Below are 24,399 nucleotides of genomic sequence, written 5' to 3'. Positions count from 1 at the left end.
GGAGACTCATATGCCAGGCGCCATCTATGCCGAAGGTCTGGTGAAGACCTTCGGAGATGTAAGGGCTCTGGACGGCGTCGACCTCGATGTCCCCGAGGGCACCGTCCTGGGCCTGCTCGGGCCGAACGGCGCGGGCAAGACGACGACCGTCCGCTGTCTGACGACCCTGCTGCGACCCGACAGCGGCAGGGCCGTCGTCGCCGGCGTCGACGTGCTCAAGCATCCGAACGAGGTACGGCGCTCGATCGGCCTGTCCGGCCAGTTCGCCGCCGTCGACGAGTATCTGACCGGCCGTGAGAACCTCCGGATGGTCGGACAGCTCTACCAGATGAAGGCGAAGGTCGCGAAGGCCCGGGCCGTCGAACTGCTCGAACAGTTCGGCCTCGCGGACGCAGCCGACCGCCCCGCCACGACCTACTCCGGAGGCATGCGCCGTCGGCTCGACCTGGCGGCGGCGCTGGTCGTCTCCCCGCCCGTCATGTTCATGGACGAGCCGACCACCGGCCTCGACCCACGCAACCGGCAGATGCTGTGGGAGGTCATCAAGAGGCTGGTCTCCGGCGGTACGACACTGCTGCTGACCACGCAGTACCTCGAAGAGGCCGACCACCTCGCGCACGACATCGCGGTGGTCGACCAGGGCCGTGTCATCGCCCGCGGCACCTCCGACGAGCTCAAGGCTCGCACCGGCGGCGAGCGCGTCGAGGTCGTCGTGCACGAGCGCGAGCGCATACAGACGGCTTCGGAGGTCCTGCGCGGCTTCGGCAAGGGCGACACCACAGTCGAAGAGCACACCCGCAAGCTCACGGTGCCCGTCAGCGGCGGCGCCAAGCTGCTCGCCGAGGTGATCCGGGAACTCGATGCCCGCGGTATCGAGATCGACGACATCGGGCTGCGCCGCCCGACCCTCGACGACGTGTTCCTGTCCCTGACGGGCCATGTCGCCGAGACGGAGAACGAGAACGGCAAGGAGGCCGCCCAATGAGCGCCGTCACCGACACCGTGCGGGTCGCACCGCCGGGAAACCCGGTCACCCAGTCCGTCAGGGACTCCCTGGTGGTGGCCAAACGCAATGTGATCCGGATGTCCAGAATCCCGGAAATGGTAATTTTTGGGCTGATCCAGCCCATCATGTTCGTGGTGCTGTTCTCGTACGTCTTCGGCGGCTCCATGAACATCGGCGGCACCACCGACTCCGGCGTCTACCGCGAGTTCCTCATGGCGGGCATCTTCGCGCAGACCGTCACGTTCGCCACCGCGGGCGCCGGCGCGGGCATCGCCGACGACATGCACAAGGGGCTGATCGACCGGTTCCGTTCGCTGCCCATGGCGCGCGGCGCGGTCCTGACCGGGCGTACCCTCGCCGACCTCGTGCAGACGGCGCTCACCCTCGTCGTCCTGGCGGTCGTTGCCCTGATCGTCGGCTGGCGCACGCACGAGAACTTCGGCAAGGTGCTCGCCGGTTTCGGTCTGCTCCTGCTGCTCGGGTACGCGTTCTCGTGGATCGGCGCGCTCATCGGCCTGTCCGTGCGTACCCCCGAAGCGGCGACCTCGGGCGGCCTGATCTGGCTGTTTCCGCTGACGTTCATCTCGAACGCGTTCGTGGACGCGAACCAGATGCCGACCTTCCTGCGGCACATCGCGGAGTGGAACCCCTTCAGCGCCACCGTGCAGGCGTGCCGCGAGCTGTTCGGCAACCTTCCCCCGGGCTTCAAGGCGCCCGACGCCTGGCCCATGCAGCACCCCGTGTGGGCGTCGCTGATCTGGTCGCTCGTGATCATCGTCATATTCCGGACCCTGGCGGTGCGGAAGTACCGGTCGGCGGCGGTATGACGAAACCCCCGGCGCCTAATGACGCTGGGGGCCTCACGGGTCATACGGGGGCCCTGCGGGCTCAGCCGCTGTACGGCTCGGCCTTGAGGATCCGCACCGAGGCCTTCTTGCCGTTCGGCAGCTCGTATTCCGCGTCCTCGCCGACCTTGTGGCCGATCACGCCGGTGCCCAGCGGGGACTGCGGCGAGTAGGTCTCGATGTCGGAGCTCGCGTACTCGCGCGAGGCGAGCAGGAAGGACAGGGTGTCGTCCTCGTCACCGTCGAAGGCGATCGTGACGACCATGCCGGGCGCCACGGCACCGTCCGTCGAGGTCGGGGCCTCGCCCACCTTGGCGTTCTCGAGGAGCTGGGTCAGCTGGCGCACACGGAGCTCCTGCTTGCCCTGCTCCTCCTTGGCCGCGTGGTACCCGCCGTTCTCGCGCAGGTCGCCCTCCTCGCGCGCGGCCGCGATCTTGGCGGCGATCTCCGTGCGCGCAGGACCAGTAAGGTACTCAAGCTCATCCTTGAGCTTGTTGTACGCCTCCTGGGTCAGCCAGGTGACGGACTCGCTGGTCTGGGTCACAGGTGCTCCTCGTCGGTACTGGGAAATACAAAAGCGTCGCCCTACCCGGAAGCATGTTCCTCCAGGGATGGGCGAAACCACGAGCCTAACAATTCAGCGGGCGAAGGGGGAGGACATAAGCCACCAGAATTACGTCAACGCAGGTCAGCGCCTACGTATTCCGAACGACCTCAGTCGGCGTGGCAGCCGAGCAGCTCGGCGGTCGTCCCCTCGGACGTGGTACGGAGCGTCACGACCTTGTCGATGCGGGTGTCCGGCCCGGAGAACCGGAAGTCCGCCCGGCCGACCTCCGCACCGTTCTCGGCCTGCGAGCGGATCGTGCAGTAGCCACTTGCGCCGGCGTCCTTGCGGACCTCCAGATGCACCTCGACCGCGGTGCCGGAGGCCTTGAACGTGATGACCTCGGCACTGATCTTGTTCTGGCCGACGTAGTGGTAGGCGAAGTAGCCGATCAAGGCGAGCAGGACCGTGCCCAGTACGGCCGCGGCGATCTTGAGTCTGTGGTCGGCGCGCTCGTCCGAGGAGCGGCCGTAACGGCCCTCGGGTACTCGCGTGCTCGCCGTGGTCATGATCGTCCCTCTCGGCTGGGGCGGATGTCGGTCCGACGGCGGGCCGCCGGAATCCGGCCCCCGGAATTATTCGCCCCCCGATTCGGTCACTATAGAAGCGCCGATCGCACCCGCTCACACCGGGCGCCGACTTGACTGAGGATTGAGTCTTGACTGACCAGCTGCGACTGATGGCCGTACACGCCCACCCCGACGACGAGTCGAGCAAGGGCGCGGCCACCATGGCGAAGTACGTGTCCGAGGGGGTGGACGTGCTGGTCGTGACCTGCACGGGGGGAGAGCGCGGCTCGATCCTCAACCCGAAGCTCCAGGGCGACAAGTACATCGAGGAGAACATTCACGAGGTACGCAGGAAGGAGATGGACGAGGCTCGCGAGATTCTCGGCGTCGGGCAGGAGTGGCTCGGCTTCGTGGACTCCGGTTTGCCGGAGGGCGACCCGCTCCCGCCGCTTCCCGAGGGCTGCTTCGCCCTGGAGGACGTCGACAAGGCGGCCGGTGAGCTGGTGAAGAAGATCCGCTCCTTCCGTCCCCAGGTGATCACCACCTACGACGAGAACGGCGGATATCCGCATCCCGACCACATCATGACCCACAAGATCTCGATGGTGGCGTTCGAGGGCGCGGCCGACACCGAGAAGTACCCGGAGGCGGAGTACGGCCCGGTGTACCAGCCGCAGAAGCTGTACTACAACCAGGGCTTCAACCGCCCCCGTACCGAGGCGCTGCACCAGGCGATGCTCGACCGCGGCCTGGAGTCGCCGTACGGGGAGTGGCTCAAGCGGTGGAAGGAGTTCGTGCGCACCGAGCGCACGCTGACCACGTACATCCCGTGCGCGGACTTCTTCGAGATCCGTGACAAGGCGCTGATCGCGCACGCCACACAGATCGACCCCGACGGGGGCTGGTTCCGGGTGCCGATGGATCTGCAGAAGGAGGTCTGGCCGACGGAGGAGTACGAGCTCGCGAAGTCTCTCGTCGATACCTCCCTCCCCGAGGACGACCTCTTTGCGGGCATCCGCGACAATGCCTGACATGAGCGCAAGCGTGAGCCTGGCAGTGCCGCACCTCGTCTCCCTCGCCAAGGAGGTCGACGAGAACAAGGTCACCCCCGGCGTCCTCGGCTTCATCGTCTTCGCGGCGATGGCGCTGGCGGTGTGGGGCCTGATGAAGTCCATGAACCGGCACATGGGCAAGGTCGACTTCGAGCAGTCGCCGGAAGAGGGAGCGGAAGTCTCCGGCAAGGGAAAGCCGGGCACCGGCAAGCCCTCGTCCGCACAGGGCTGAGACCGCCCCAGGGCTGAGACCGAGCGCGGGGCCGGCGACTGACCGCCGTGCCGCCGCGCCCGGCTCAGCGGGAGTGATCGGCCAGCGACATCAGCAGGTGGGCCGTCTCCGGCCGCAGATGGTCGGAGTGGGCCCCCGCCGGGCCGCGCCCGCGGACGTAGACATGGCTCGCGTCGACGCTGACGAAGCGGTGGTCGAGGGCGTCGAGCGGATAGCCCTCGGTGCCGGACAGCATGCGGATCGCGGAGACCGGGGCGGGCGCGGTGCCGATGCCCGCGTGGCCGACGCCGACCCGCTTCTCCGCCCGTAGGTGCCAGAAGCCGGTGGCCCGGTCGTGGTGCGAGTACGTCGCCACCACGGGCCCCCGCAGGGGGGCCTCGGCCAGTGCCGGGAAGCCGGTGGAGAAGGCGTCGCGCGGTGCCGCCATCTGCAGCAGCAGCATCGAGTCGACGGTGAAGGGCCGGCCCGGCGGCTCCGGTGTGCTCCACCCCAGCGTCAGCGGCCCGTCCGCCGCCCACTGGACCGCCTCGCACAGGAACCGGCAGCCGAAGGAGTGCCCGACCAGGTGCAGATACTGGCCGTCGCGGTTGGCGAGGACGGGCGCCGAGGCCGGATCGGCGCGATGGGTGTCCAGATAGCCCAGCAGCCGGCCGATCACCTGGGCCGCGTGACCGCGCGTACTCATGGCGTGCGCCTGGTCGCGGATACGGCGGTAACCGCCGAGCGAGGGCAGCGAGCGGGAGGGCCAGCGGATCAGCACGCTCCAGGGCCGCCACGGCCGTAGCCGCGGATACAGGGTCGCCCCAGGGCCGTCGTACTGCCGCGCGCAGAGCGTCAGCAGGCGGTGCAGCGCGGCCCGTGCCGAGTCCCGGTCGGTCCGCCAGCCGTGGACGTACACCAGCAGGTCGGTCGCCCAGTCGGGAGGTGTCAGGTGCTCGGCGAAGTGATCGAGAAGCCGGGGTGCGGGCACCGGCCGCGGGCCGCGCACGGTGTCCTCGACCAGCCAGCCGTCGGTACCGAGGTCGACACACCGCACCTCGGACACGGCATCAGGTACGGGGTCGGATGCGGGGTCGGTGCTCATACGGCCGTCTCCTGTTCCTCGCCGGCTTCCTCGCCGGCTTCCTCTCCGAGATGCCGCTCCGCGCGGGGCAGCCGGGCGTCCATGCCGCAGTGCAGGGCGTAGCCGAAGCCCAGCGGGTTGTGCAGCTCGTCGGCGAAGTGCCGGGCGACGGCGTGGGCCACCTCGCCGGCCGTGCCCGCGCCGGGCAGATACCGGGTGAGGAACTCCAGCGCGTACTCCGCCGCGAACACCTGAGGCATCTCTATCTGCGGCCCCAGGACGCCCCGGGCCCCGGTCTCGATCAGGGCGTGCCCCAGATAGGCGAGATCGGCGTTGCCGGGCAGCCCCGCGTAACAGGCGTTGAGCAGGACGAACGGGCGGAACGGCGCGCACTCCGCGCGGTCGGGGCGGTGTGCCCGGACCGTGTAGGCGTCTATGGGGCGCTGGTCGGTCAGCTTGACGACCAGGGCCGGGGGCTCCGGCTCGGCGCCCTGGAAGTGCCCATGGCACCAGAAGTACATCAGCTGCTCGTCGAGCGTCGTGTCCCGCAGCGCCCGCTCCAGCTCCCGCCGGGTCGTCCGCTCGGCCAGGACCCCCTCGCGGGCCAGCAGCGCGGCGACGTCGGCGGCCCGGGTACGGCCGAGGACGTCGATGCCGGTGTCGTGGTTCAGGCTCATGACCGGGAGGTCGGGCGGCGGCTGCTCACGCCCGTCCGCGATCCCCGCGTAGTAGCCACCGGTCTGCTCGATCTGGTGGCGGTGCCCGAGGAACCGACGGAACACGCCACGCACACCGGGCTCGTCCGTCGCGTCCGGCGGCAGGCACAGCATGGGCCAGGGCACGAAGAGGTCGGAGTCGAAACGCACGCGCAAGGGGGTGTCCAGGCGCAGCACCTCGCTGAGCAGCCCGCGGAACAGCTTGATCTGCTCGCCCTCGCCGCCGAGCAGCACGTCGAACAGCAACTGGGAGCCGTACGTGGCCAGTTCCGTGAGCGCGTCCAGCAGTTCGTCCTGCGGCTCGCCGGTGAGGTCGACCTGGGTCGCGTACGGGAGGGAGGTGCGCCCCGGGGCGGGACGGCCCTGGGCGTCGAGGGGCTGTACGTCGATGAACTCGTCCTTCCACAGCCGCCGCAGGCGCGCCGCCGCGGAGCGCACCTGTGCGGGCGTCGCCTCGAGGAACGTCTTGTGCTCGGTGCCGCTCAGCGCGGGCACCACGGGGCCGTGCATACGGGCGAGGATGCGGTCCTCGCCGTAGGAGTCGATGCCCACCACCAGGTCGGGCGGCGGTACACGGTGGGGAAGGCGGGTGAAGCCGAGGCTGGGGTCCTGAACGACGCGGACCGGGAGTTCGCGGGCCACTGGACTAGGCCCTCCGGGCGGGCTCGGGGGCGGACGTCGGCGAGGACGCGGACAGGGCGTGCGGTTGTGGGGCGGCGAAGGGTGACTCCTCGGAGGCCCCCTGCACGTCGATGTCCGTCTCCACCTGCTGCAGGACGGTTCCCGACCGCTGGTGCTCCACGGTGAAGCGGACACGATGGCGGCCCGCCCGGCGCGCGGTGAAGTGGAACGTGGCCGTCCGTTTGATCGGGACGGAGTGCGCGGGTTCCACGTCGGCGCGCGTCAGCGGAACCGCGCGCACCGTCAGCAGGGGGCGGGCCGCGCGCAGCGCCGCCCAGGGGTGCTCGGGGCCCGGTTCGATGAGCAGCATGATGGCGGCCGACTGGTCGACGGCCGGGAAGTCGTCGAGGAGGGTGAGCCGCACCCGGGAGGCGGTGGGCGGGATGTCGTCGGCGAAGTCGTCCACGGTGAACGTGCCGGGCACGGGAACGAAGTGGCGGACGGCGTGGGGGATGTCGATCCGCGACCCCAGCCAGTCGACACCGGCGAGGAAATGCGGCGGATAGCAGCTGCGCAGGACCCTGATGGACTCGGCGCGCTGGTCGGGGCCGCGCTCCCGGTCGAGCACGGTCGCCCAGTGCTCACCGGCCGTGTCACCGACGGTCGCGAAGCGGTGTCGCGCGCTGCCGAGCAGCCGCCCGCGCGTCGTGGGACGCGTCGTCAGCACCGCCTCCCGTAGTTCGGCCCAGGCCCGGCCGCGCTCGTCGCCGCTCTTGGCGAAGGTGCCGGAGACCCTGTCGAACGGGGCGATCGAGGATCTCTGGAGGCCGCGGTGGTGCATCGCCCAGGCCAGCCCCGACCGGTCCGGAAGCATCTCGAAGAGGAACCAGGCCCGCTCCAGGGCCGCCACCGCCGCGTGCCGCCCCGCGTCCGCGTACGCCAGGCCCGCGAACAGCGTCGCCCAGGCCTCCCCGCGGACGTCACCGTGGTCCCGGTGCGCCTCGGGCATGGCCGCCAGTTCCTGCAGGAGCCGAGGCTGCGCGCCGTGCATCAGTACGGCCACCCGGTGCAGTTCGGTGTCCGCCCACGTGGCGCCGATCAGGTCACCGGTGTCGCGGAACAGCTGCCACGCCGTGTCGAGGCGTTTGCGTGCCTCCTCAAGGCCGCCGCGCAGCAGTCGCAGGCGCCCGTAGTGGAAGACGGCCCAGGCCTCGCCCCGCCGGTCGCCGCTCACCTGGTGGGCCTCGATGGCCCGCCGCAGCAGCCGCCCGACCGTGTCGACCTCACCCCGGTCGAGACGGATCCCGGCACGGATGTGCAGCGCCCAGCCGTCCAGGCCGTCGGCGGGGAGCGCGTCGAGCGTGGCCTCCGCCTCGGCCGGCCGGCCCATGTCGTGCCGGGTGAGGGCGAGTTCGCGTACAGCCGCCGGTGAGGACAGCTCCGTCAGCGCCCGTTCGGCGGCCTGCGGCCGGCCGGTCTGCCGGGCCGCCGCGGCGAGCGCGGGAGTGAGCGCGTCCGCGGCGCTGCTCCCTTGCGGCAGCTCGGCGCTGAGCGTCAGCAGCGGCAGGATCGCGGCCTCGGCCGCCAGTTGAAATCCCAGCCGGGCCAGGAAGTCGAGCGCCCGCGGGTCACCGCAGCGCAGCAGGCGCAGCGCGAGGTCGACCACGGGTCCGGCGGCGTCCCCGAGTTCACCGGTGCGGGCCGTGAGGGCGTCCGCGAGGGCGGAGTCCAGTCGTCGGGCGGTCCGTTCGAGGTCCCCGGGGCTACGGAGGCGTCTGAGCTCCTCGCGCACCTCGAAGGCCAGTTCGTACCAGCCGTGGCGGGACTCCTCCAGCAGTCCGGACCGATACAGCAGTTGGAACAGATGCGGCCAGTCGTCGGGTGTCCAGCGCTCGACGGGCAGAGGGAGGGGCGTGTCCAGGGCGAACTCCCGGCCGTCCCAGGCCGCCAGCGCCGACAGCGGCTCGGCGCCCGGGCCGGCGCGCATCCCGTCCAGCGCCTCGGCCCACCACTCCCGGACCAGCGCCGGCGGGTCCCACTCGTGGTGGGGGACGCCCAGAGCCGGGTGACTCGTCCGAGAGGTGGCCAGCACGACACAGCCCGTGCCGAGCGCCCCGGTGACCGCCCGCAGCAGCTCGTCGCCGCGCTCGCCGCCCGGCACGTCGTCCAGCACGACCAGCGCCGGACGGCCCTCCAGCGCCTCACGACACGTCGACGTGGTCAGCTCGGCGAGGCGTTGCGGGCCGGCGAGCAGCGCCGTGCGCATGCTTTCGTGCCGAGCCCCCGTCCGTAACAGCAGCCGCAGCAGCAGCGGTTCCGCACCGGTGAGGCGGTCCTCGACGGCGAACCGGTGCACGGGCAGGCGGCGCGCGGCACCGACTTCGGACACCAGCCGGGCGAGCGCGGCCGGTTGCTCGGATCCGGGCTGCCGGTCGTGCACCAGGACGACGAGCCCCCGGCCATGCTCCAGGGCGTGCCGCAGCGTCTGCCTGTGGGGGTCACCCGGCCGCTTGTACCCGCTCACCCGCCCCTCCTCCCCGTACGGGCGCCGTGCCGCCCCGGACCCGTCAGGACGTGGCGGCGACCGCCACCCCCATGACCTCCCGCGCATGCCGGTCCGGCACCATGCCCAGTCGCCAAGCCTGCCACCCCGCCTCCAGGCTCACCCCGCGTTCCAGCAACAGCTGGTACGCCTCCACATAGTCGTCGAGCTTCTCGTCCCGCAGGGGGTGTGCCGCGCGGGACAGCTGGTTCAACTCCTCCTGGGCCACCGCGGTACCGATCTCGACGCCGCCGGGAGCGGCGTAGGGCAGCAGGGTGCAGCGCAGGAAGCGGGCCCAGTCCGCGCCGCGGTCGTCGCCGTACGACGTGAAGAGCGCCGTCGCCTCGTCGCACAGGGCGAGTGCCTGCTGCGTACGGGCGTTGCCCGCGTCGACGACGGCCAGCTCCAGGCAGGTCCAGGCCTCGCCGTGGGCGACGCCGATGCGCTGGAAGTCGGCGCGGGCGTCGACCAGGAGCTGCCGGGCGAACCCGGAGTTGCGCAGGGAGCCCGTCTGGGCGGCGCGCTGGTCCCGGGTGACGCGCGCGGAGTGGTGGCGGGCGCAGGCCAGGCCGTAGACGTCCCGGATGCGGGAGAACATCGTCCGGGAGCGTTCGAGTTCCCTGACCGCGCGGTCCAGGTCGCCCGTCTCCTCCAGAGCCTGCCCCAGGTAGTACGCCGTCCAGGCCTCGCCGCGCGCGTCCTCGTTGTCGCGGTGCCGGGCGGCCGCGCCGCGCAGCCCGTCCACCGCCGGGGACGGGTCGCCGGCGACCAGGCGGGCGCGGGCCAGCTGGGTCAGTGCCCAGGCCTCGCCGCGGGCGTCGCGGGTGCGGCCGTACAGGTCGAGGGCCTGGCGCAGCTCGCTCTCCGCCTCCTCGACGTCACCGCGGCGCAGGTTGAGCTGGCCGAGCTGGAAGTGCGCCCATGCCTCGCCGTGCACCGAACCGCCCTCGCGATGCAGGACCAGGGAACGCGCGAGGAGGTCCAGGGCCTCGGCCGGATGCCCCCGGTCCCGCTCCACCGCGGCCAGCGCGTGCATCGTCCAGGCACGGTCCGTGGCCAGCTCGGGCGGCGCCTGGAGCTCCAGGGACTCCCGCAGCTTCGCCGCCGCCTCGGTGAGGTTGCCCTGGTGGTGCAGGGTGATCCCGAGCGAGGTCAGGGCGCGGGCCGCCCCCGCGTCGTGATGGGCCTGCAGGTAGAGGTCCACGACCGAGGTCAGCGTGGTGCGGGCCTTGTCCAGCTCGCCGAGCTGCCGGGCCGCGATACCGGTGCGCCACTGCACGGAGCGCAGCAGCAGCCCCCGGTCGACGGCCTGTGCCAGTTCGCTGATCTCGCCGAGCCGGTAGAGGTCACCGCGCAGCAGGCAGTAGTCGCACAGGGCGCCCAGCAGGTTCAGCACGGCCGCCTCGTTCACGCCCTCCGCGTGCCGCAGCGCCGCCGTGATGAAGCTCGACTCGTCGTCCAGCCAGCGCAGCGCCTCGTCGAGAGAGGTGAAGCCGTGCGGGCTGAAGCGGTCCGAGCGGGTCGACATGTTGCCGTCGACCAGGCGCAGTACGGAGTCGGCGAGCTCGGCGTAGCTGACGATCAGCCGCTCCTGCGCGGCCGTGCGCTCGGCGGGCTCCTCCTCGTCCAGGAGGCGGGCCCGGGCGAAGGCCCGCACGAGGTCGTGCAGGCGGTAGCGGTCACCGCGGACGTGGTCGATGAGGCCCGCCCGCGCGAGTGCCACGAGGTGCCGGGTGGCCTCCGGCCGGTCCGTGGCGAGCAGGGCCGCCGCCGCGGCCGCGCCCAGCGAGGCCCGGCCCGCCAGCGCGAGGCGCCGCAGCAGCCGTCGCGCCGGGTCGGCCTGGTCGGTGTAGCGCAGCCACAGGGCGCGCTCGACCGGCTCCACCGGGCCGTAGGCGTCCAGGTCGGAGGCGAGGGCGCGCGGGGAGCGCGGGCCGAGGGACGAGCCCGCGACCCGCAGCGCCAGCGGCAGCCCGCCGCACAGCTCGCGGATCCGGTCGGCGGACTCGGCGTCGTACGGGCCCGAATCGTCCTGTGCGACCGCGCCGAGGAGTTCCTCGGCGCCCGCCGCGTCCAGGGCCTCCACCGGCAGCTCGTGCAGCCAGGCCGGAAGGTCGGCCGACAGATCGAACGGGGCGCGCGCGGTGACCAGGACCAGGCTGTCGGAGCGCTCCGGCACGAGGGCGCGGACCTGCTCGGCGTCGAAGGCGTCGTCGAGGATCACGGTGACCGGCAGACCGGTCAGATGCTGGTGGTACAGCTCGCTCAGGCGCTTGACCTGCTGCTCGGGGGAGGAGCGCTCACGGAACAGCAGCTGCTCGCGCGGCGCGCCGAGACGATTCAGCAGATGCAACAGCGCGTCCCGCGTGGACAGCGGCTCCGTGCTGTGCCCGCGCAGATCGACCACGCACGCGCCGCGGAACTGGTCCCGCAGGTCGTGCGCCGCCCGCACGGCCAGGGTCGTACGGCCGCTGCCGGGCGTCCCGTGCAGCACGACCACCGTCGGCCGGGTCCGCGTGCTCGCGCGCGCCGCCTGCACCCACTGCCGGATCCGCGCCAGCTCCTGCCGACGGCCCGCGAACACCCCCGTAGGTTCCGGGAGTTGTCCGAACGACTGCTCCAGCACCTTCCGGCCGCGGGCCGCCGCGCTCTTGTCCACGCTGCGCAGCCGCGGCCCGGCCTTCGTCGGCCCGGTGGACGCGCTGATCACCCGTTGCTGGTCGAGGAACGGGCGGATACCGCGTACCTCCAGCGCCGTCAGCCACTGCAGACGCAGCTGCTCCGGGCCGCCGGGCTGGCCGGCCGCGCCCGCGCGGTGGTGCGCGGCGGGCAGGTGCGAGCCGGCCACCTTGACGACGGTGGCCGCCGCGCCGACGACCCCGACGGTCACGCCCGCGGCCAGCGCGGTGCCCGTGCCGGTGCCGAGGGCCAGGTCGGCCACCGCGGCCGTGGCCGCTGCGACCCCCGCGACCAGCAGCGGAGTGCCCCCGCCCTCGCGGGCGTAGCGCCGGCCGAAGCTGATCTGCCCGGCCTCCGCCTCGTCGAGGGCACGTGTGTAGGCCTCGTACTCCTCGGCGGCGGTCTGTGCCATGGTGTCCAGCGCGCCGCGCGCCCGTGACATGAGCACCTGGGCGTCGCCGCGACCGCCCGAGCGGCGCAGCTCCTCCTCCACCGCCCGTGCCAACAGCCGCTCGGCGTCCGCCCGATGGCCGTTCCGCATGTCCCGTCCCCCTCCGGCAGCAACAGCTTTCTCGGCCAAGTGTGCTGCGGACGGCCGATCGGCGCGAGGGTGCGGGCGGGCCGCGATCGGGGTACTGCGGCAGGATGGACACCATGCCGAACCGACTGGCCCATGAGACGTCCCCGTACCTCCTCCAGCACGCCGACAACCCCGTCGACTGGTGGCCCTGGTCGGCAGAGGCCTTCGAGGAGGCCCGTGAGCGGGGTGTGCCGGTGCTGCTCAGCGTCGGTTACTCGAGCTGCCACTGGTGCCATGTGATGGCGCACGAGTCCTTCGAGGACGACACCACGGCCGCATATCTCAACGAGCACTTCGTGAACGTCAAGGTCGACCGCGAGGAGCGCCCGGACGTCGACGCCGTGTACATGGAGGCCGTGCAGGCGGCCACCGGGCAGGGTGGCTGGCCCATGACGGTGTTCCTCACGCCGGAGGCCGAGCCGTTCTACTTCGGGACGTACTTCCCGCCGGCGCCCCGGCACGGCATGCCCTCCTTCGCGCAGGTCCTGGAAGGTGTCCACCACGCCTGGACCGACCGGCGGGACGAGGTCGCCGAGGTCGCCGGGAAGATCGTCCGGGACCTGGCCCAGCGGGAGATCTCCTACGGGGGCACCCAGGCCCCCGGCGAGCAGGAGACGGCGCAGGCTCTGCTCGGTCTCACCCGGGAGTACGACCCGCAGCGCGGCGGGTTCGGCGGTGCGCCGAAGTTCCCGCCGTCCATGGTGATCGAGTTCCTGCTGCGCCACCACGCGCGCACCGGCGCCGAGGGCGCGTTGCAGATGGCGCAGGACACCTGCGAGCGGATGGCGCGCGGCGGGATCTACGACCAGCTCGCCGGCGGCTTCGCGCGCTACTCCGTGGACCGGGACTGGGTGGTGCCGCACTTCGAGAAGATGCTGTACGACAACGCGCTGCTGTGCCGTGTCTACGCCCATCTGTGGCGGTCCACCGGCTCCGATCTGGCGCGCCGCGTCGCGCTGGAGACCGCCGACTTCATGGTGCGGGAACTGGGCACCGCCGAGGGCGGGTTCGCCTCCGCGCTGGACGCCGACAGCGACGACGGGACGGGAAAGCACGTCGAGGGCGCGTACTACGTGTGGACGCCGCAGCAACTCGCCGACGTCCTGGGCCCGCAGGACGCCGCGCTCGCCGCAAGGTACTTCGGCGTCACCGAGGAGGGCACCTTCGAGGAGGGCGCCTCCGTCCTGCAACTCCCGCAGCAGGACCAGTTCCTCGACGCGGAGAAGGTCGAGTCGATCAAGCGGCGGCTGAGCGAGGCCCGGGAGGCCAGGCCCGCGCCCGGCCGGGACGACAAGGTCGTCGCCGCCTGGAACGGGCTCGCCGTGGCCGCCCTCGCCGAAACCGGCGCCTACTTCGACCGCCCCGACCTGGTGGACGCGGCCGTCACGGCCGCCGACCTGCTCGTCCGCCTGCACCTCGACGACCGGGCCCGCCTGACCCGGACCAGCAAGGACGGCCACGCGGGGGCGAACGCCGGGGTGCTGGAGGACTACGCCGACGTCGCCGAGGGCTTCCTCGCGCTCGCGTCCGTGACCGGCGAGGGCGTCTGGCTGGAGTTCGCCGGACTCCTCCTCGACCACGTCCTCACCCGGTTCACCGACCCGGAGTCCGGTGCCCTCTACGACACCGCCGCCGACGCCGAGCAGCTGATCCGCCGGCCGCAGGACCCGACCGACAACGCGGCCCCGTCCGGCTGGACCGCCGCCGCGGGCGCCCTGCTGGCGTACGCCGCCCAGACCGGCTCCGAGCCCCACCGCACGGCCGCCGAGCGGGCCCTGGGCGTGGTCAAGGCGCTCGGGCCGCGGGTGCCCCGGTTCATCGGCTGGGGTCTCGCGGTCGCCGAGGCGCTCCTCGACGGGCCGCGTGAGGTCGCGGTCGTCGGCCCCGCGCTCGACGACCCCGCCACGAAGACCCTGCACCGTACGGCCCTCCTGGGCACCGCCCCCGGAGCGGTCGTCGCCTACGGCACCCCCGACAGCGACGAGTTCCCGCTCCTCGCCGAGCGCCCGCTCGTCGGCGGCGACCCGGCCGCGTACGTCTGCCGCAACTTCACCTGCGACGCCCCGACGACCGACCCGGAGCGGCTGCGGACGGCGCTGACCGGCTGAGACCGCGGTAGAGGGGTCAGGCGCCGCTGAGGATCATCGCGCCCAGCGTGAGCTGCGCCCCCCACTGCACGAGCACGGCCCCGCCCCGGAGGGGCGTCCACCGGGTCCGGGGCCACGCCAGTGCCGCCACGCCGGCGGCGAGGGAGGCGTAGAAGACCCCGTACAGGACGCTGCCCGGGACGGTCGAGCACTGTTCGCCGTAGGTGAGGCAGCGGCTGCCGCGCTCGGTGGCGAGGACGGCGAGCCAGGCGAGGACGACGGTCGGCAGGAGCAGGACGAGTCCGGCCACGGACCAGCCGGTGAGGTGGCGGTCGGCCGAGGGCTGCGCGGTGTTCATGGCTCCATCCCATCGCGCCGGCGGGCACCGGTGATCGGCCCGCGTACTCAACCTCCCTGAGTACCTCGGCTCAACGCCTCCTCCACGATGGCCTCCAGCTGTTCGTGGTGGGCGCCCTTCCAGTACGCGCGGCCGCACTCCTGGCACTGGGCGAAGACGTCGTAGTTGCGCTGGGTGCCGTGTTTGAGCTGGTCGGCGACCTCGTCCTTGGTGGCCTGCTTCAGCAGGCCGTTGCAGGCGGTGCAGCGGGTCCAGGGGCGCAGCTCGGGGGCGAAGCGGTCGAGGACGTCGCGGAGTTGGTCCTCGGGGCGGGTGCTGTAGATGAAGGCGCCCGCCCACAGTTCGCGGCGGCGCAGCAGGCCCCGGTCGCGGCTGAGCATGACCCGCTGTTCGGCGGCGGAGCGGGCGGCGAGGGCCGGGTCGCCGATGTCGGTGGACTCGTAGGCGGTGTCCACGCCGAGCAGGCGCAGGCGGCGGGCGAGGGTGCCGAGGTGGACGTCGAGGAGGAAGCGGAGGGGGGCGCCGGGGACCTGTTGGGGGCGCTCGACGGACCGGACCTCCACGGCGTCGCCGGCGGCGGGGACGTACGACGTCGGGACCTCGTGGCCGTTGACCCACAGGGCGCCGACCTCGGTCAGTGGGACGCCGGCCGACTCGACGACGTGGCCGAGTGTGGAGACGCCGTCGGTGGTGACGGGGGTGGCGCCCCGGCGGCGTCCGCTCGTGACGAACAGGGCCAGGTCGGGGGCGAACTCGACGTGGATCTCGGGACCGTTCACCCGGTCAGGATGCCACGGAGGAGGGCTGTGGCCTCAGGCGTTTTTCGGGGGGAGGCCGTGCTCCATGACGTCCAGGGCCCGGTCGACGAGGCTGCGGAGGTCGCCTTCGCAGCCGTTCTCGCCCCAGTGCATGTTGACCTCCATCAGGCCACCGATCAGCGACATCGCGTAGACGCGCACCTCGAGGCTCTCCGGGTCGAGACCGGAGCGCTCGGCGATGGCGCCACGCAGGTGCCGCGCGGTCTCCGAAACGCTCTCGTAGATCCGGGAGCGGACGGCGGGGACCTGGATCGCGAGGTGTGCCCGCATCCGGACCGATTCGGGGTCCTCCGCCATCAGCGCGTCGATGGCCTTGTGCATCACGTGCCGCAGCGAGTCCATCCACGGCTCGTCGGCGGGCCGGGAGCGCAACTCCTCGACCATCACCGGGTCGTACTCGTCCGAGAGGACGATGTCCTCCTTGGTCGGGAAGTACCGGAAGACGGTCGACGGCGACACCTCGGCCCGTTCGGCGATCTGTTCGATCGTCGTGGTGTCGTACCCCTGCTCCTTGATCAGCGCGTAGGTCGCGGTGCGGATCGCCTCACGGGTCTTGATCTTCTTGCGTTCACGAAGACCCAGCTGGGGGCGGTCGGCGGGGGAGGAGTAGGGGGAACGTGCGGCCGTCATGGGGTTCATTGTCAGGCATCCTCCGTGGCGGCGACCATGTCGGGGGCGGCGCCGTCCGTCTGCCGTGCGGCCGCCGCCTTCGGCAGGAAGGCCGCCGCCAGCAGCGCGGAGACCAGGGCGGCGATGCCGCAGACCAGCAGGACGACGTTCATGCCGTGGACGTAGGCGCTGTTCGCGGAGGCGGCGAGGTGGGCGGCATGGGCCTTGTCGGCGATCAGGTGCGCGGCGACCACGGAGTCCCCTGCGGTGTCGGCGGCCCGCGCGGGCAGTCCGGTGACGTCGAGCCGGTCGCGGAAGACGCCGGCGAGCAGGCTGCCCAGCAGGGCGATGCCGATCGCGGCGCCGACCTGGCGCAGCGTCATCAGCAGCCCGGAGCCGCTGCCCGCCCGGTCGCGGGGCAGGGTGCCGAGGGCGCCGTCCATCGCGGGGACGACGGAGAAGCCGAAGCCGAGGCCGGCGATCGAGAGGCACAGCGCGGTGAAGCCGTAGCCGGAGTCGACCGTCGTACGGCTGCCGAGCAGCGCGGCGAAGGCCAGCACCACCAGACCGGCGCTCACCGTGGCACGCGGGCCGAACCGTGCGACGACAGGCTGTGCGCCCCGCGCGGCCACCGTCAGACCGCCCATCATGGGCAGCAGGCGCAGACCGGTGCCGAAGGCGTCATGGCCGAGGACGGCCTGGAGGTACGGGGGCAGCACGAACAGCAGGCCGGACAGGACGAACATCACCAGCGTGGCGGCGAGCGTGTTGAACAGGAAGCCGCGCTGGGCCAGCAGGGTCATGTCGAGCATGGGCCGGGCGACCCGCCGCTCGCGCAGCACCAGCGCGGTGAGCAGCACCGCCGCCGCGGCGAACATCCCCAGCACCAGCGGGTCGCCCCAGCCCCGGCCGGGCGCCTCGATGATCGCGTAGATGAGGGCGCCGAGGCCGGTCGCGGTGAGCGCGGTGGACAGGAGGTCGACCTTGGGGGAGGCGGGGTCGCTGGTCTCGGGCAGCAGGAAGACGCAGGCGGCGATGCCGATCGCGGCCATCGGGACATTGACCAGGAAGACCGAGCCCCACCAGAAGTGGTTCAGCAGCCAGCCGCCGATGATCGGGCCGAGCGGCAGACCGAGCGCGGAGGCGGCCGAGATGACTCCGACGGCCTTGGTGCGCTCGTCGGCGCCGAAGAGCGAGGGCAGCACGGAGAGCGCGAGCGGGGTGACCAGCGCACCGCCGATGCCCATGACCGCGCGGGCCGCGATCACCCAGTTCACGTCCCCAGCCAGTGCGCCCACCACCGAACCGGCGAGGAAGATCCCCAGCCCGGTGATCAGCATCAGCCGCCGACCGAACCGGTCGCCCAGTAACCCGGCCGGAAGCATCAGCGCCGCGAAGACGACGACGTAGGCGTCCGCCATCCACTGCTGCTCGCCGGTGGTGGCGCCGAGATCGCCGGCCATCGTCGGCAGGGCCACGTTGAGGATCGTCATGTCGAAGCCGAGCGTCAGCATGCTCGCGACCAGGGCTCCGAGGGCCCACCAACGGCGGGGGTCGGGACGCACGGCGTTGCCTTGAGTGAGAGTAACCATGAAATGAGAGTAACTCTCAAAAGGTAGTGACCGTCAATACATGGACTCCGCGCATACGAAAAATGGCCACGGCTCAAGAGCCGTGGCCATTGCGGAGAGCGGGACTACGCGTGCTGGTATGCCACCAGCGAGATCCCGACGTAGTGCACCACGAAAGCGGCCAGCGTGAGCGAGTGGAAGACCTCGTGGAACCCGAACCAGCGCGGTGAGGGGTTCGGGCGCTTGATGCCGTAGACCACGCCGCCCGCGCTGTAGAGGAGGCCGCCGACGACCACCAGGACCAGCACGGCGACGCCGCCGGTGTGCATGAAGTCCGGCAGGAAGAAGACGGCGGCCCAGCCCATCGCGATGTAGCAGGGGGTGTAGAGCCAGCGCGGGGCGCCGACCCAGAACACCCGGAAGGCGATGCCGGCCAGCGCGGCCGCCCAGATGCCCCACAGCAGCCACCGGCCCTTGCTCGCAGGCAGGAGGAGCAGTGTCAGGGGCGTGTAGGTACCCGCGATGATCAGGAAGATGTTGGCGTGGTCCAGTCTGCGCAGGACGCCGTCCATGCGCGGACTCCAGTCGCCCCGGTGGTACAGCGCGCTCACGCCGAACAGCAGGCAGGCGGTCAGCGCGTAGATCCCGCAGGCGATGCGCCCGCGGGGCGAGTCGGCCAGGGCGGTGAGCACCAGGCCTGCGATGAGTGCGGCCGGAAACATGCCCAGATGCAGCCAACCGCGGAGCTTGGGTTTGATCGGGTGCGGTAGGGAGAGCGCGGCGGAGACGCGGCCGGCGGCCGTCGACTCCGTGGGCGCGTCGGGGGCGGACGCTGTCATGTGCCGCATCGTACCTACGGAGCCGTAAGTTACGGATCGGTAGAGCGACGGGACCGGCAAAGAGTGGTCATCATCTCATAGCAGTTCCGGTCCCGAAAGTTGAGTCAAGGAATCTTCAGCCGAACGCCATGCGGCCGCAAAGAGGCTTTTTTACACGTGGCGATCCTCACTCTGCTCACCTGTGCGCTCCTCTGGACATATGGGCGGGCTCGTCGGATGATCAAATGAGTGCGGTCGGCACCGGATGAGCGCCAGAAGATCGACATCGAAGCATCCGGGTCGCAGCCCCCACGGGGCAACAAGGACAAAAACCCTCATTTAGGAGCTATCGTGGCGCGCGACATCGCGGCTCCCACCGTCATCCCCACCCAGCACCAGGAACTGATCTCCTGGGTGAACGAGATCGCCGAACTGACCCAGCCGGACAACGTGGTCTGGTGTGACGGATCCGAGGCCGAGTACGAGCGACTGTGCGAGGAGCTCGTCGAGAAGGGCACCTTCAAGAAACTCGACCCGATCCAGCGCCCCAACTCCTACTACGCGGCTTCCGACCCGACCGATGTCGCCCGGGTCGAGGACCGCACCTTCATCTGTTCCGAGAAGGAGCAGGACGCGGGCCCCACGAACCACTGGAAGGCGCCCGCGGAGATGCGGGAGATATTCCAGGGCTCGGGCAACGAGGGCGGCATCTTCCGCGGCTCGATGAAGGGCCGGACGATGTACGTCGTCCCGTTCTGCATGGGCCCGCTGGGCTCGGACCTCTCCGCGATCGGCGTGGAGATCACCGACTCCGCCTACGTCGCCGTGTCCATGCGCACCATGACCCGCATGGGTCAGCCGGTCCTCGACGAGCTCGGCTCCGACGGCTTCTTCGTCAAGGCCGTCCACACCCTCGGTGCCCCGCTCGCGGAGGGCGAGGCGGACGTGCCGTGGCCGTGCAACTCCACCAAGTACATCTCGCACTTCCCCGAGAGCCGCGAGATCTGGTCCTACGGCTCCGGCTACGGCGGCAACGCCCTGCTCGGCAAGAAGTGCTACGCCCTGCGCATCGCCTCCGTCATGGCACGCGACGAGGGCTGGCTCGCCGAGCACATGCTCATCCTGAAGCTGACCCCGCCGCAGGGTGAGTCGAAGTACGTCGCCGCCGCCTTCCCGAGCGCCTGCGGCAAGACCAACCTCGCCATGCTGGAGCCGACGATCTCCGGCTGGACGGTCGAGACGATCGGCGACGACATCGCCTGGATGCGCTTCGGTGAGGACGGCCGCCTCTACGCGATCAACCCCGAGGCCGGCTTCTTCGGCGTCGCGCCCGGCACCGGTGAGCACACCAACGCCAACGCGATGAAGACGCTGTGGGGCAACTCCGTCTTCACCAACGTGGCGCTGACCGACGACAACGACATCTGGTGGGAGGGCATGACGAAGGAGACTCCGGCCCACCTCACGGACTGGAAGGGCAACGACTGGACGCCCTCCTCGGAGACCCCGGCGGCCCACCCCAACGCCCGCTTCACCGTGCCCGCCTCGCAGTGCCCGATCATCGCGCCCGAGTGGGAGGACCCCAAGGGCGTGCCGATCTCGGCGATCCTCTTCGGCGGGCGCCGCGCCAGCGCCGTACCGCTGGTGACGGAGTCCTTCGACTGGAACCACGGTGTCTTCCTCGGCGCCAACGTCGCCTCCGAGAAGACCGCCGCCGCCGAGGGCAAGGTCGGCGAGCTGCGCCGCGACCCCTTCGCCATGCTGCCGTTCTGCGGCTACAACATGGGTGACTACATGGGGCACTGGGTCGACGTCGCCAAGGGCAAGGACCAGGCGAAGCTGCCGAAGATCTACTACGTCAACTGGTTCCGCAAGAACGACGAGGGCGCGTTCGTCTGGCCCGGTTTCGGCGAGAACAGCCGCGTCCTGAAGTGGATCGTCGAGCGTCTGGAGGGCAGGGCCGAGGGCGTCGAGACGCCGATCGGCATCCTGCCGACCAAGGACGCCATCGACACCAAGGGCCTCGAACTGGCCGACTCCGACCTGGAGTTCCTGCTCACGGTCGACAAGGAGGTCTGGCGCGAGGAGGCATCCCTGGTCCCCGAGCACCTCAACACCTTCGGCGACCACACGCCCAAGGAGCTGTGGGACGAATACCACGCGCTGGTGCGGCGCCTGGGCTGACCACAGCCCGCCCCGAACTCCGCGGCCGGCCCGGATGTGCCCTGACCAGCGATCGTCACGGCCGGCCGCGGTTCGCCCCGCTGGGGCGCGGGTGCCCACGAGCTCGGGTGCTTGCCGCGCGTTGGCGGGTGCGGGTGCGGGTGCGTTGGGGCCGGTCGCGCACCGCGGCGGAGCCGCGAGACGGACAGAGCCCCGCGCCCCTGGGTCGGCTACTGTGAGCGGTCTTCCAAGTAGCGGGTGTGGGTCTCCTGGCGGCTCGCCTCCGTCTCCCTGAGTGCCGCCGCCAGCCGACCCGCCTCCTCGTGGAGCAGCGCGAGTTGCTGCTCCAGGTGCCTTTCCGGTGGTTCGAGGCCCGGGGTCAGCCGACTCCACCACCGCGTCCGTACGAAGCTGTCGACGGCCTCGGGGACGTCCTGCCGCACGGCCCGCGCGACCACGTGCACACCCTCCGGATCCGCCGCCAGCGCGTCGGCCACCCAGCCGGGCTCCAGCAGGGCGCCCAGCAGCGCCGTCAGTTCGGTGAGCCGGCCGGACGCGGCGGGTGGCAGCTCCACATCCGCCAGGTACCGGCCCAGCCTCTCGAAATCCCCCCGCAGCTCGTCCAGTTGCGCGGACACGTCGGGAAAGTCCGGCAGCGGCGGCCGCTCCGGCGGCGCGACCAGCGCGCCCGCGCCGTACAGTCCGGCGACGACGACGGGCCAGTACGCGCCCGCCACCCCGGCGAAGGTCAGCACGAGCCCGACGAGCCCGCAGACGCTGCCCGCGATGTTCTTGCGGGACTCCAGATAGCCCACGAATTCACTGGTAGCCACGGATCTCCTCGAAGGCGCCGCCCAGCGACGTCTTCTGCGCGTCGAAGAGCCGGCCGCCGGTCAGGTCGGCGATGTGCGCCAGCTCCTCGCGGTCGGAGTCGCCGAAGAGGATCGGGAAGACGGGGATCTGCTGCCGGGGGCCGCTCAGCCCACGGTAGAAGTCGTCGAAGTCCGCCGCGTCCGCGCCGGTGGTGTTCTCGCCGTCCGTCATCAACACGATCGAGGTGAACGTGGACCGGTCGTCGCCGAGGTGGTCGTACGCCTTCTGGAGCGAGGTGTAGATCGCGGTGTCGCCGTCGGCGTCCAGCTCCTCGGTGTCCCGCCGGATGGCGTCGAGTCCGGACTGCGGATCGGAGGCGCTGACCACATGCGTGCGCACGCTCTTCACGTCCGAGCCGAACGGCATCAGCGTGACCTCCTCACGGTGGCGGAAGTCGCCGGTGAGGCCGGTGAGCGCCTCCTTCAGCCGTTGCAGCCGGTCGCCGTCCATCGAACCGGAGGTGTCGAGGACGTACACGGTCCGCGAGGGCCGGCGCAGCTCGTTCTCGTAGGAGGCGAGCAGCCCGTCGGCGACGGAACGGCTGCCGGGGAAGGGCAGTTCACGCCGCCTGCCGGTGTCGAGTCCGGCGGCGGGCGGCACGGAGGCGACGACCGGGCGGCGGTGGGTGCGCTCGGTGATCAGCCGCTGGACGGGCGCGGTGCGCAGCGCGTCCGCCAGCCTGCGCACGTCCTCCCGGGTCCGGTCGTCCGTGGCGGCGAGGGAAGTCAGCGGGTAGTCGGCGGTGACGACCCCGTCGCGGGGGCGGATCACGGTCAGGCCCGGGAGGCCCTTGAGCACGGACTCGTAGTTGAGCAGCGCGTCGACGTCACCGCGGCGCCGGTAGGCGGCCGCCAGCCAGCCCGACGACCCCGAGGTCAGCTGCTGTCCCTGGAAGAACTCCTTCAGCCGCGGGGTCGCCTTGGCGGCATCCCCGTCCGTCAGCGCGGACTGGGCGCCGGAGAGCGCGGAGGCCACCGAGACCAGCGTGGCGAAGCCGGAGTTGGAGCGGGCCGGGTCGGTCATGCCGTACGTCAGCTTCCCGTCCCGCACCGCCTGCTCGACCTGCGCCCAGGTGACCTGCTCGGGCTTCCAGCCCAGCGCCTTCACGGTCGCGGACCGCACGCCGACGGCGACCGGGCTGGACATGACCGGAGTCTCCGAGACGACCTTCTTGGCCACGTCGGGGCGCAGGCGCAGGTAGTCGTTGGAGGAGAGCCACAGGGCGTCGTAGCGGCCGTCCGCCCAGCCCCTGGCGAGCGTGTTCACGGCGTCGAGGGTGCCCATGTAGGTGGGGCGTACCTCGATACCGGTGTCCTTGCGGACCTGCTCCAGGACCGGCGTCATGTCGGCGAGCTCGCTGGAGGCGAGGACGCGCAGGGTGCCGGGCCGGGCGGCGTAGGGATCCTCGTGCTTCTGCTCCGCGCTGCAGGCCGTCAGAAAGGCGACGGCGGCGAGGGCGGCGGCGAGCGGCCGTCTCATGCGAGCCCTCCCTCCAGCGCGGTCCTCGACCGGCTGCGCTCCAGGTGGGCACTGGCCTCCTGGAGTTCGGCGGTGAGCGACTCCACGGTCGCCGCCATCGACTCGGTCGCCTGGACCTTGTAGGTGTCGATCGCGTCGAGGGTCTGGTAGATCTGCTGGAAGGCGGCGCGCAGGGTCTCCGCGCCCACGGCGGGGTCGGCGGCGATGCGCTGGATCTCGCCGCTCTGCGTGGCCAGCATCTCCGCGTTGCCGCGGATGAGGTCCTCGGTCGTGCCGCGCAGGGCGTTGACCTGCTCGACGACCTTCTTCTGGTTGTCCAGCGCGGAGGCCAGCATCACGGAGATGCGCAGCGCCGAGACGGTGGTGGTGGCGGCCCGGTCCACGCCCTTGATCAGCTCGTCGTTGTTGCGGCGTACGACGTCCATGGCGAGGTAGCCCTGGGCGCACACGGCGAGCTGGGTGAGCAGGTCCTGGTGCTTCTGCCGGACGGGGAAGAGCACGTCGGCGCGCAGGGTGTCGGCCTGGGCCGGATCGGCCGCCTCCACCCCGGCGACGTGCTGTTCGACGGCGGAGTCCAGGGCCTCGGTGAGGACGACGTACTCCTGGAGCTTGCCCATCGTCTCCCACAGGCGGACCCGTTCCGTCTGCAAGGCGGCGTTGTCGCGCCGCAGCTCGTCCTGTCCGCCGCGCAGCGACCCCACGATGCTGTTGAGGGTGCCCTGCGCGGAGGCGTACTTGGCGACGTGGTCGCGCAGCTTGTTGCCGCCGGGCAGCCGGGAGAGGAACCTGCGCCCCCTGGCCGCGGGCAGATCACGCGGGTCCAGGTCCTCGACGACCCGCCTGAGTTCCACGAGCGAGCCCGCGACCTGCGACTGGGCGTCCCCGCCCTTGCTCGGCAGGGACCGGACGGTGCGTTCCAGCATGCGGTTGGACTGTGCGGTCGCGGTACGCATCTCGCCGGCGCCGAGGGCGGTGATCTCACCGACCTTGCCGGCGAACCCGGGGGAGCGGGCGTCGAGGGCGGCGAGCCCCTCGACGTAGGCGGCGGCCCTCTCGGCCATGTCCGCGCGGACGCCGTCCTCGACGGGTACGAGCCCGCCGGCCTTCTCCCGCGGCACGGGCGCGACGGCCTCCGGCGGGGTGAGAGTGAAGGTGTCGTTGTCTGTGGTCATGT

At 71.5% G+C, this 24,399-nt stretch carries 20 protein-coding genes; 6 read left to right on the top strand and 14 right to left on the bottom strand.

Going from position 1 to position 24,399, the window contains the following annotated elements:
* The first annotated feature begins 10 nt into the window (after positions 1-10).
* Positions 11-985: an ATP-binding cassette domain-containing protein gene (locus AC067M_RS05945; protein WP_478695736.1), complete on the top strand. Its 975-nt coding sequence runs from the start codon at positions 11-13 to the stop codon at positions 983-985.
* Positions 982-1,833 carry an ABC transporter permease gene (locus AC067M_RS05940; protein WP_478695735.1) on the top strand — a complete coding sequence of 284 codons (852 nt, stop codon included), beginning with the start codon at positions 982-984 and terminating at the stop codon, positions 1,831-1,833. Before AC067M_RS05945 ends, AC067M_RS05940 begins: the two co-directional genes overlap by 4 nt.
* Positions 1,834-1,894: 61 nt before the next feature.
* Here AC067M_RS05940 and greA read toward each other — a convergent pair whose 3' ends face one another.
* Together greA and AC067M_RS05930 are read right to left on the bottom strand one after the other, a co-directional pair.
* Entirely contained in the window at positions 1,895-2,395 is a 501-nt protein-coding gene (greA, locus tag AC067M_RS05935) for a transcription elongation factor GreA (RefSeq protein ID WP_478695734.1), read from the bottom strand.
* Positions 2,396-2,565: 170 nt separating this feature from the next.
* A complete protein-coding gene (locus AC067M_RS05930) occupies positions 2,566-2,964 on the bottom strand; it encodes a DUF4307 domain-containing protein (RefSeq protein ID WP_478695733.1) in 399 nt (132 codons plus the stop codon).
* Positions 2,965-3,113: 149 nt separating this feature from the next.
* Here AC067M_RS05930 and mca point away from each other — a divergent pair, with 149 nt between their 5' ends.
* Positions 3,114-3,995 (top strand): mycothiol conjugate amidase Mca, encoded by an 882-nt coding sequence (mca, locus tag AC067M_RS05925; protein WP_478695732.1) that lies wholly within the window; start codon positions 3,114-3,116, stop codon positions 3,993-3,995.
* Positions 3,988-4,248 (top strand): hypothetical protein, encoded by a 261-nt coding sequence (locus AC067M_RS05920; RefSeq protein WP_478695731.1) that lies wholly within the window; start codon positions 3,988-3,990, stop codon positions 4,246-4,248. Before mca ends, AC067M_RS05920 begins: the two co-directional genes overlap by 8 nt.
* Before the next feature lie 64 nt (positions 4,249-4,312).
* Here the strand turns inward: AC067M_RS05920 and AC067M_RS05915 are convergent, their stop codons facing one another.
* From AC067M_RS05915 to AC067M_RS05900, 4 genes are read right to left on the bottom strand one after another with little or no spacing between them, the layout of a single operon-like run.
* Positions 4,313-5,332 (bottom strand): hypothetical protein, encoded by a 1,020-nt coding sequence (locus tag AC067M_RS05915; protein ID WP_478695730.1) that lies wholly within the window; start codon positions 5,330-5,332, stop codon positions 4,313-4,315.
* Entirely contained in the window at positions 5,329-6,669 is a 1,341-nt protein-coding gene (locus AC067M_RS05910; protein WP_478695729.1) for a CHAT domain-containing protein, read from the bottom strand. The genes AC067M_RS05915 and AC067M_RS05910 overlap by 4 nt, the downstream gene beginning before the upstream one ends.
* A 4-nt stretch (positions 6,670-6,673) precedes the next feature.
* A complete protein-coding gene (locus AC067M_RS05905; RefSeq protein WP_478695728.1) occupies positions 6,674-9,172 on the bottom strand; it encodes a hypothetical protein in 2,499 nt (832 codons plus the stop codon).
* Positions 9,173-9,215: 43 nt separating this feature from the next.
* Entirely contained in the window at positions 9,216-12,410 is a 3,195-nt protein-coding gene (locus AC067M_RS05900; protein WP_478695727.1) for a tetratricopeptide repeat protein, read from the bottom strand.
* A gap of 113 nt (positions 12,411-12,523) precedes the next feature.
* On the opposite strand from AC067M_RS05900, the gene AC067M_RS05895 reads away from it, so the two are divergent.
* Entirely contained in the window at positions 12,524-14,557 is a 2,034-nt protein-coding gene (locus AC067M_RS05895; protein WP_478695726.1) for a thioredoxin domain-containing protein, read from the top strand.
* Positions 14,558-14,573: 16 nt separating this feature from the next.
* Here AC067M_RS05895 and AC067M_RS05890 read toward each other — a convergent pair whose 3' ends face one another.
* From AC067M_RS05890 to trhA, 5 genes are all read right to left on the bottom strand, one after another.
* Positions 14,574-14,894 (bottom strand): hypothetical protein, encoded by a 321-nt coding sequence (locus AC067M_RS05890; protein WP_478695725.1) that lies wholly within the window; start codon positions 14,892-14,894, stop codon positions 14,574-14,576.
* Between the two features lie 47 nt (positions 14,895-14,941).
* Complete coding sequence (locus tag AC067M_RS05885; RefSeq protein WP_478695724.1) at positions 14,942-15,673, bottom strand: Mut7-C RNAse domain-containing protein; 732 nt, start codon at positions 15,671-15,673, stop codon at positions 14,942-14,944.
* Between the two features lie 33 nt (positions 15,674-15,706).
* Positions 15,707-16,342, bottom strand: coding sequence for a TetR/AcrR family transcriptional regulator (locus AC067M_RS05880; protein ID WP_478695723.1), 636 nt, complete (start codon positions 16,340-16,342; stop codon positions 15,707-15,709).
* Positions 16,343-16,353: 11 nt separating this feature from the next.
* Complete coding sequence (locus AC067M_RS05875; RefSeq protein ID WP_478695722.1) at positions 16,354-17,913, bottom strand: MFS transporter; 1,560 nt, start codon at positions 17,911-17,913, stop codon at positions 16,354-16,356.
* 104 nt (positions 17,914-18,017) lie between these two features.
* Positions 18,018-18,731: a PAQR family membrane homeostasis protein TrhA gene (trhA, locus tag AC067M_RS05870; protein WP_478695721.1), complete on the bottom strand. Its 714-nt coding sequence runs from the start codon at positions 18,729-18,731 to the stop codon at positions 18,018-18,020.
* Positions 18,732-19,061: 330 nt separating this feature from the next.
* On the opposite strand from trhA, the gene AC067M_RS05865 reads away from it, so the two are divergent.
* A complete protein-coding gene (locus tag AC067M_RS05865) occupies positions 19,062-20,894 on the top strand; it encodes a phosphoenolpyruvate carboxykinase (GTP) (protein ID WP_478695720.1) in 1,833 nt (610 codons plus the stop codon).
* 209 nt (positions 20,895-21,103) lie between these two features.
* Here the strand turns inward: AC067M_RS05865 and AC067M_RS05860 are convergent, their stop codons facing one another.
* From AC067M_RS05860 to AC067M_RS05850, 3 genes are read right to left on the bottom strand one after another with little or no spacing between them, the layout of a single operon-like run.
* Positions 21,104-21,706, bottom strand: coding sequence for a hypothetical protein (locus AC067M_RS05860; protein WP_478695719.1), 603 nt, complete (start codon positions 21,704-21,706; stop codon positions 21,104-21,106).
* A complete protein-coding gene (locus AC067M_RS05855; RefSeq protein WP_478695718.1) occupies positions 21,693-23,225 on the bottom strand; it encodes a substrate-binding and vWA domain-containing protein in 1,533 nt (510 codons plus the stop codon). The genes AC067M_RS05860 and AC067M_RS05855 overlap by 14 nt, the downstream gene beginning before the upstream one ends.
* A complete protein-coding gene (locus AC067M_RS05850) occupies positions 23,222-24,397 on the bottom strand; it encodes a toxic anion resistance protein (RefSeq protein ID WP_478695717.1) in 1,176 nt (391 codons plus the stop codon). The genes AC067M_RS05855 and AC067M_RS05850 overlap by 4 nt, the downstream gene beginning before the upstream one ends.
* Positions 24,398-24,399 lie beyond the last annotated feature (2 nt).

The sequence above is a fragment of the Streptomyces sp. NPDC043427 genome (assembly GCF_056436655.1).
This window is presented reverse-complemented; position numbering and strand designations above follow the sequence as displayed.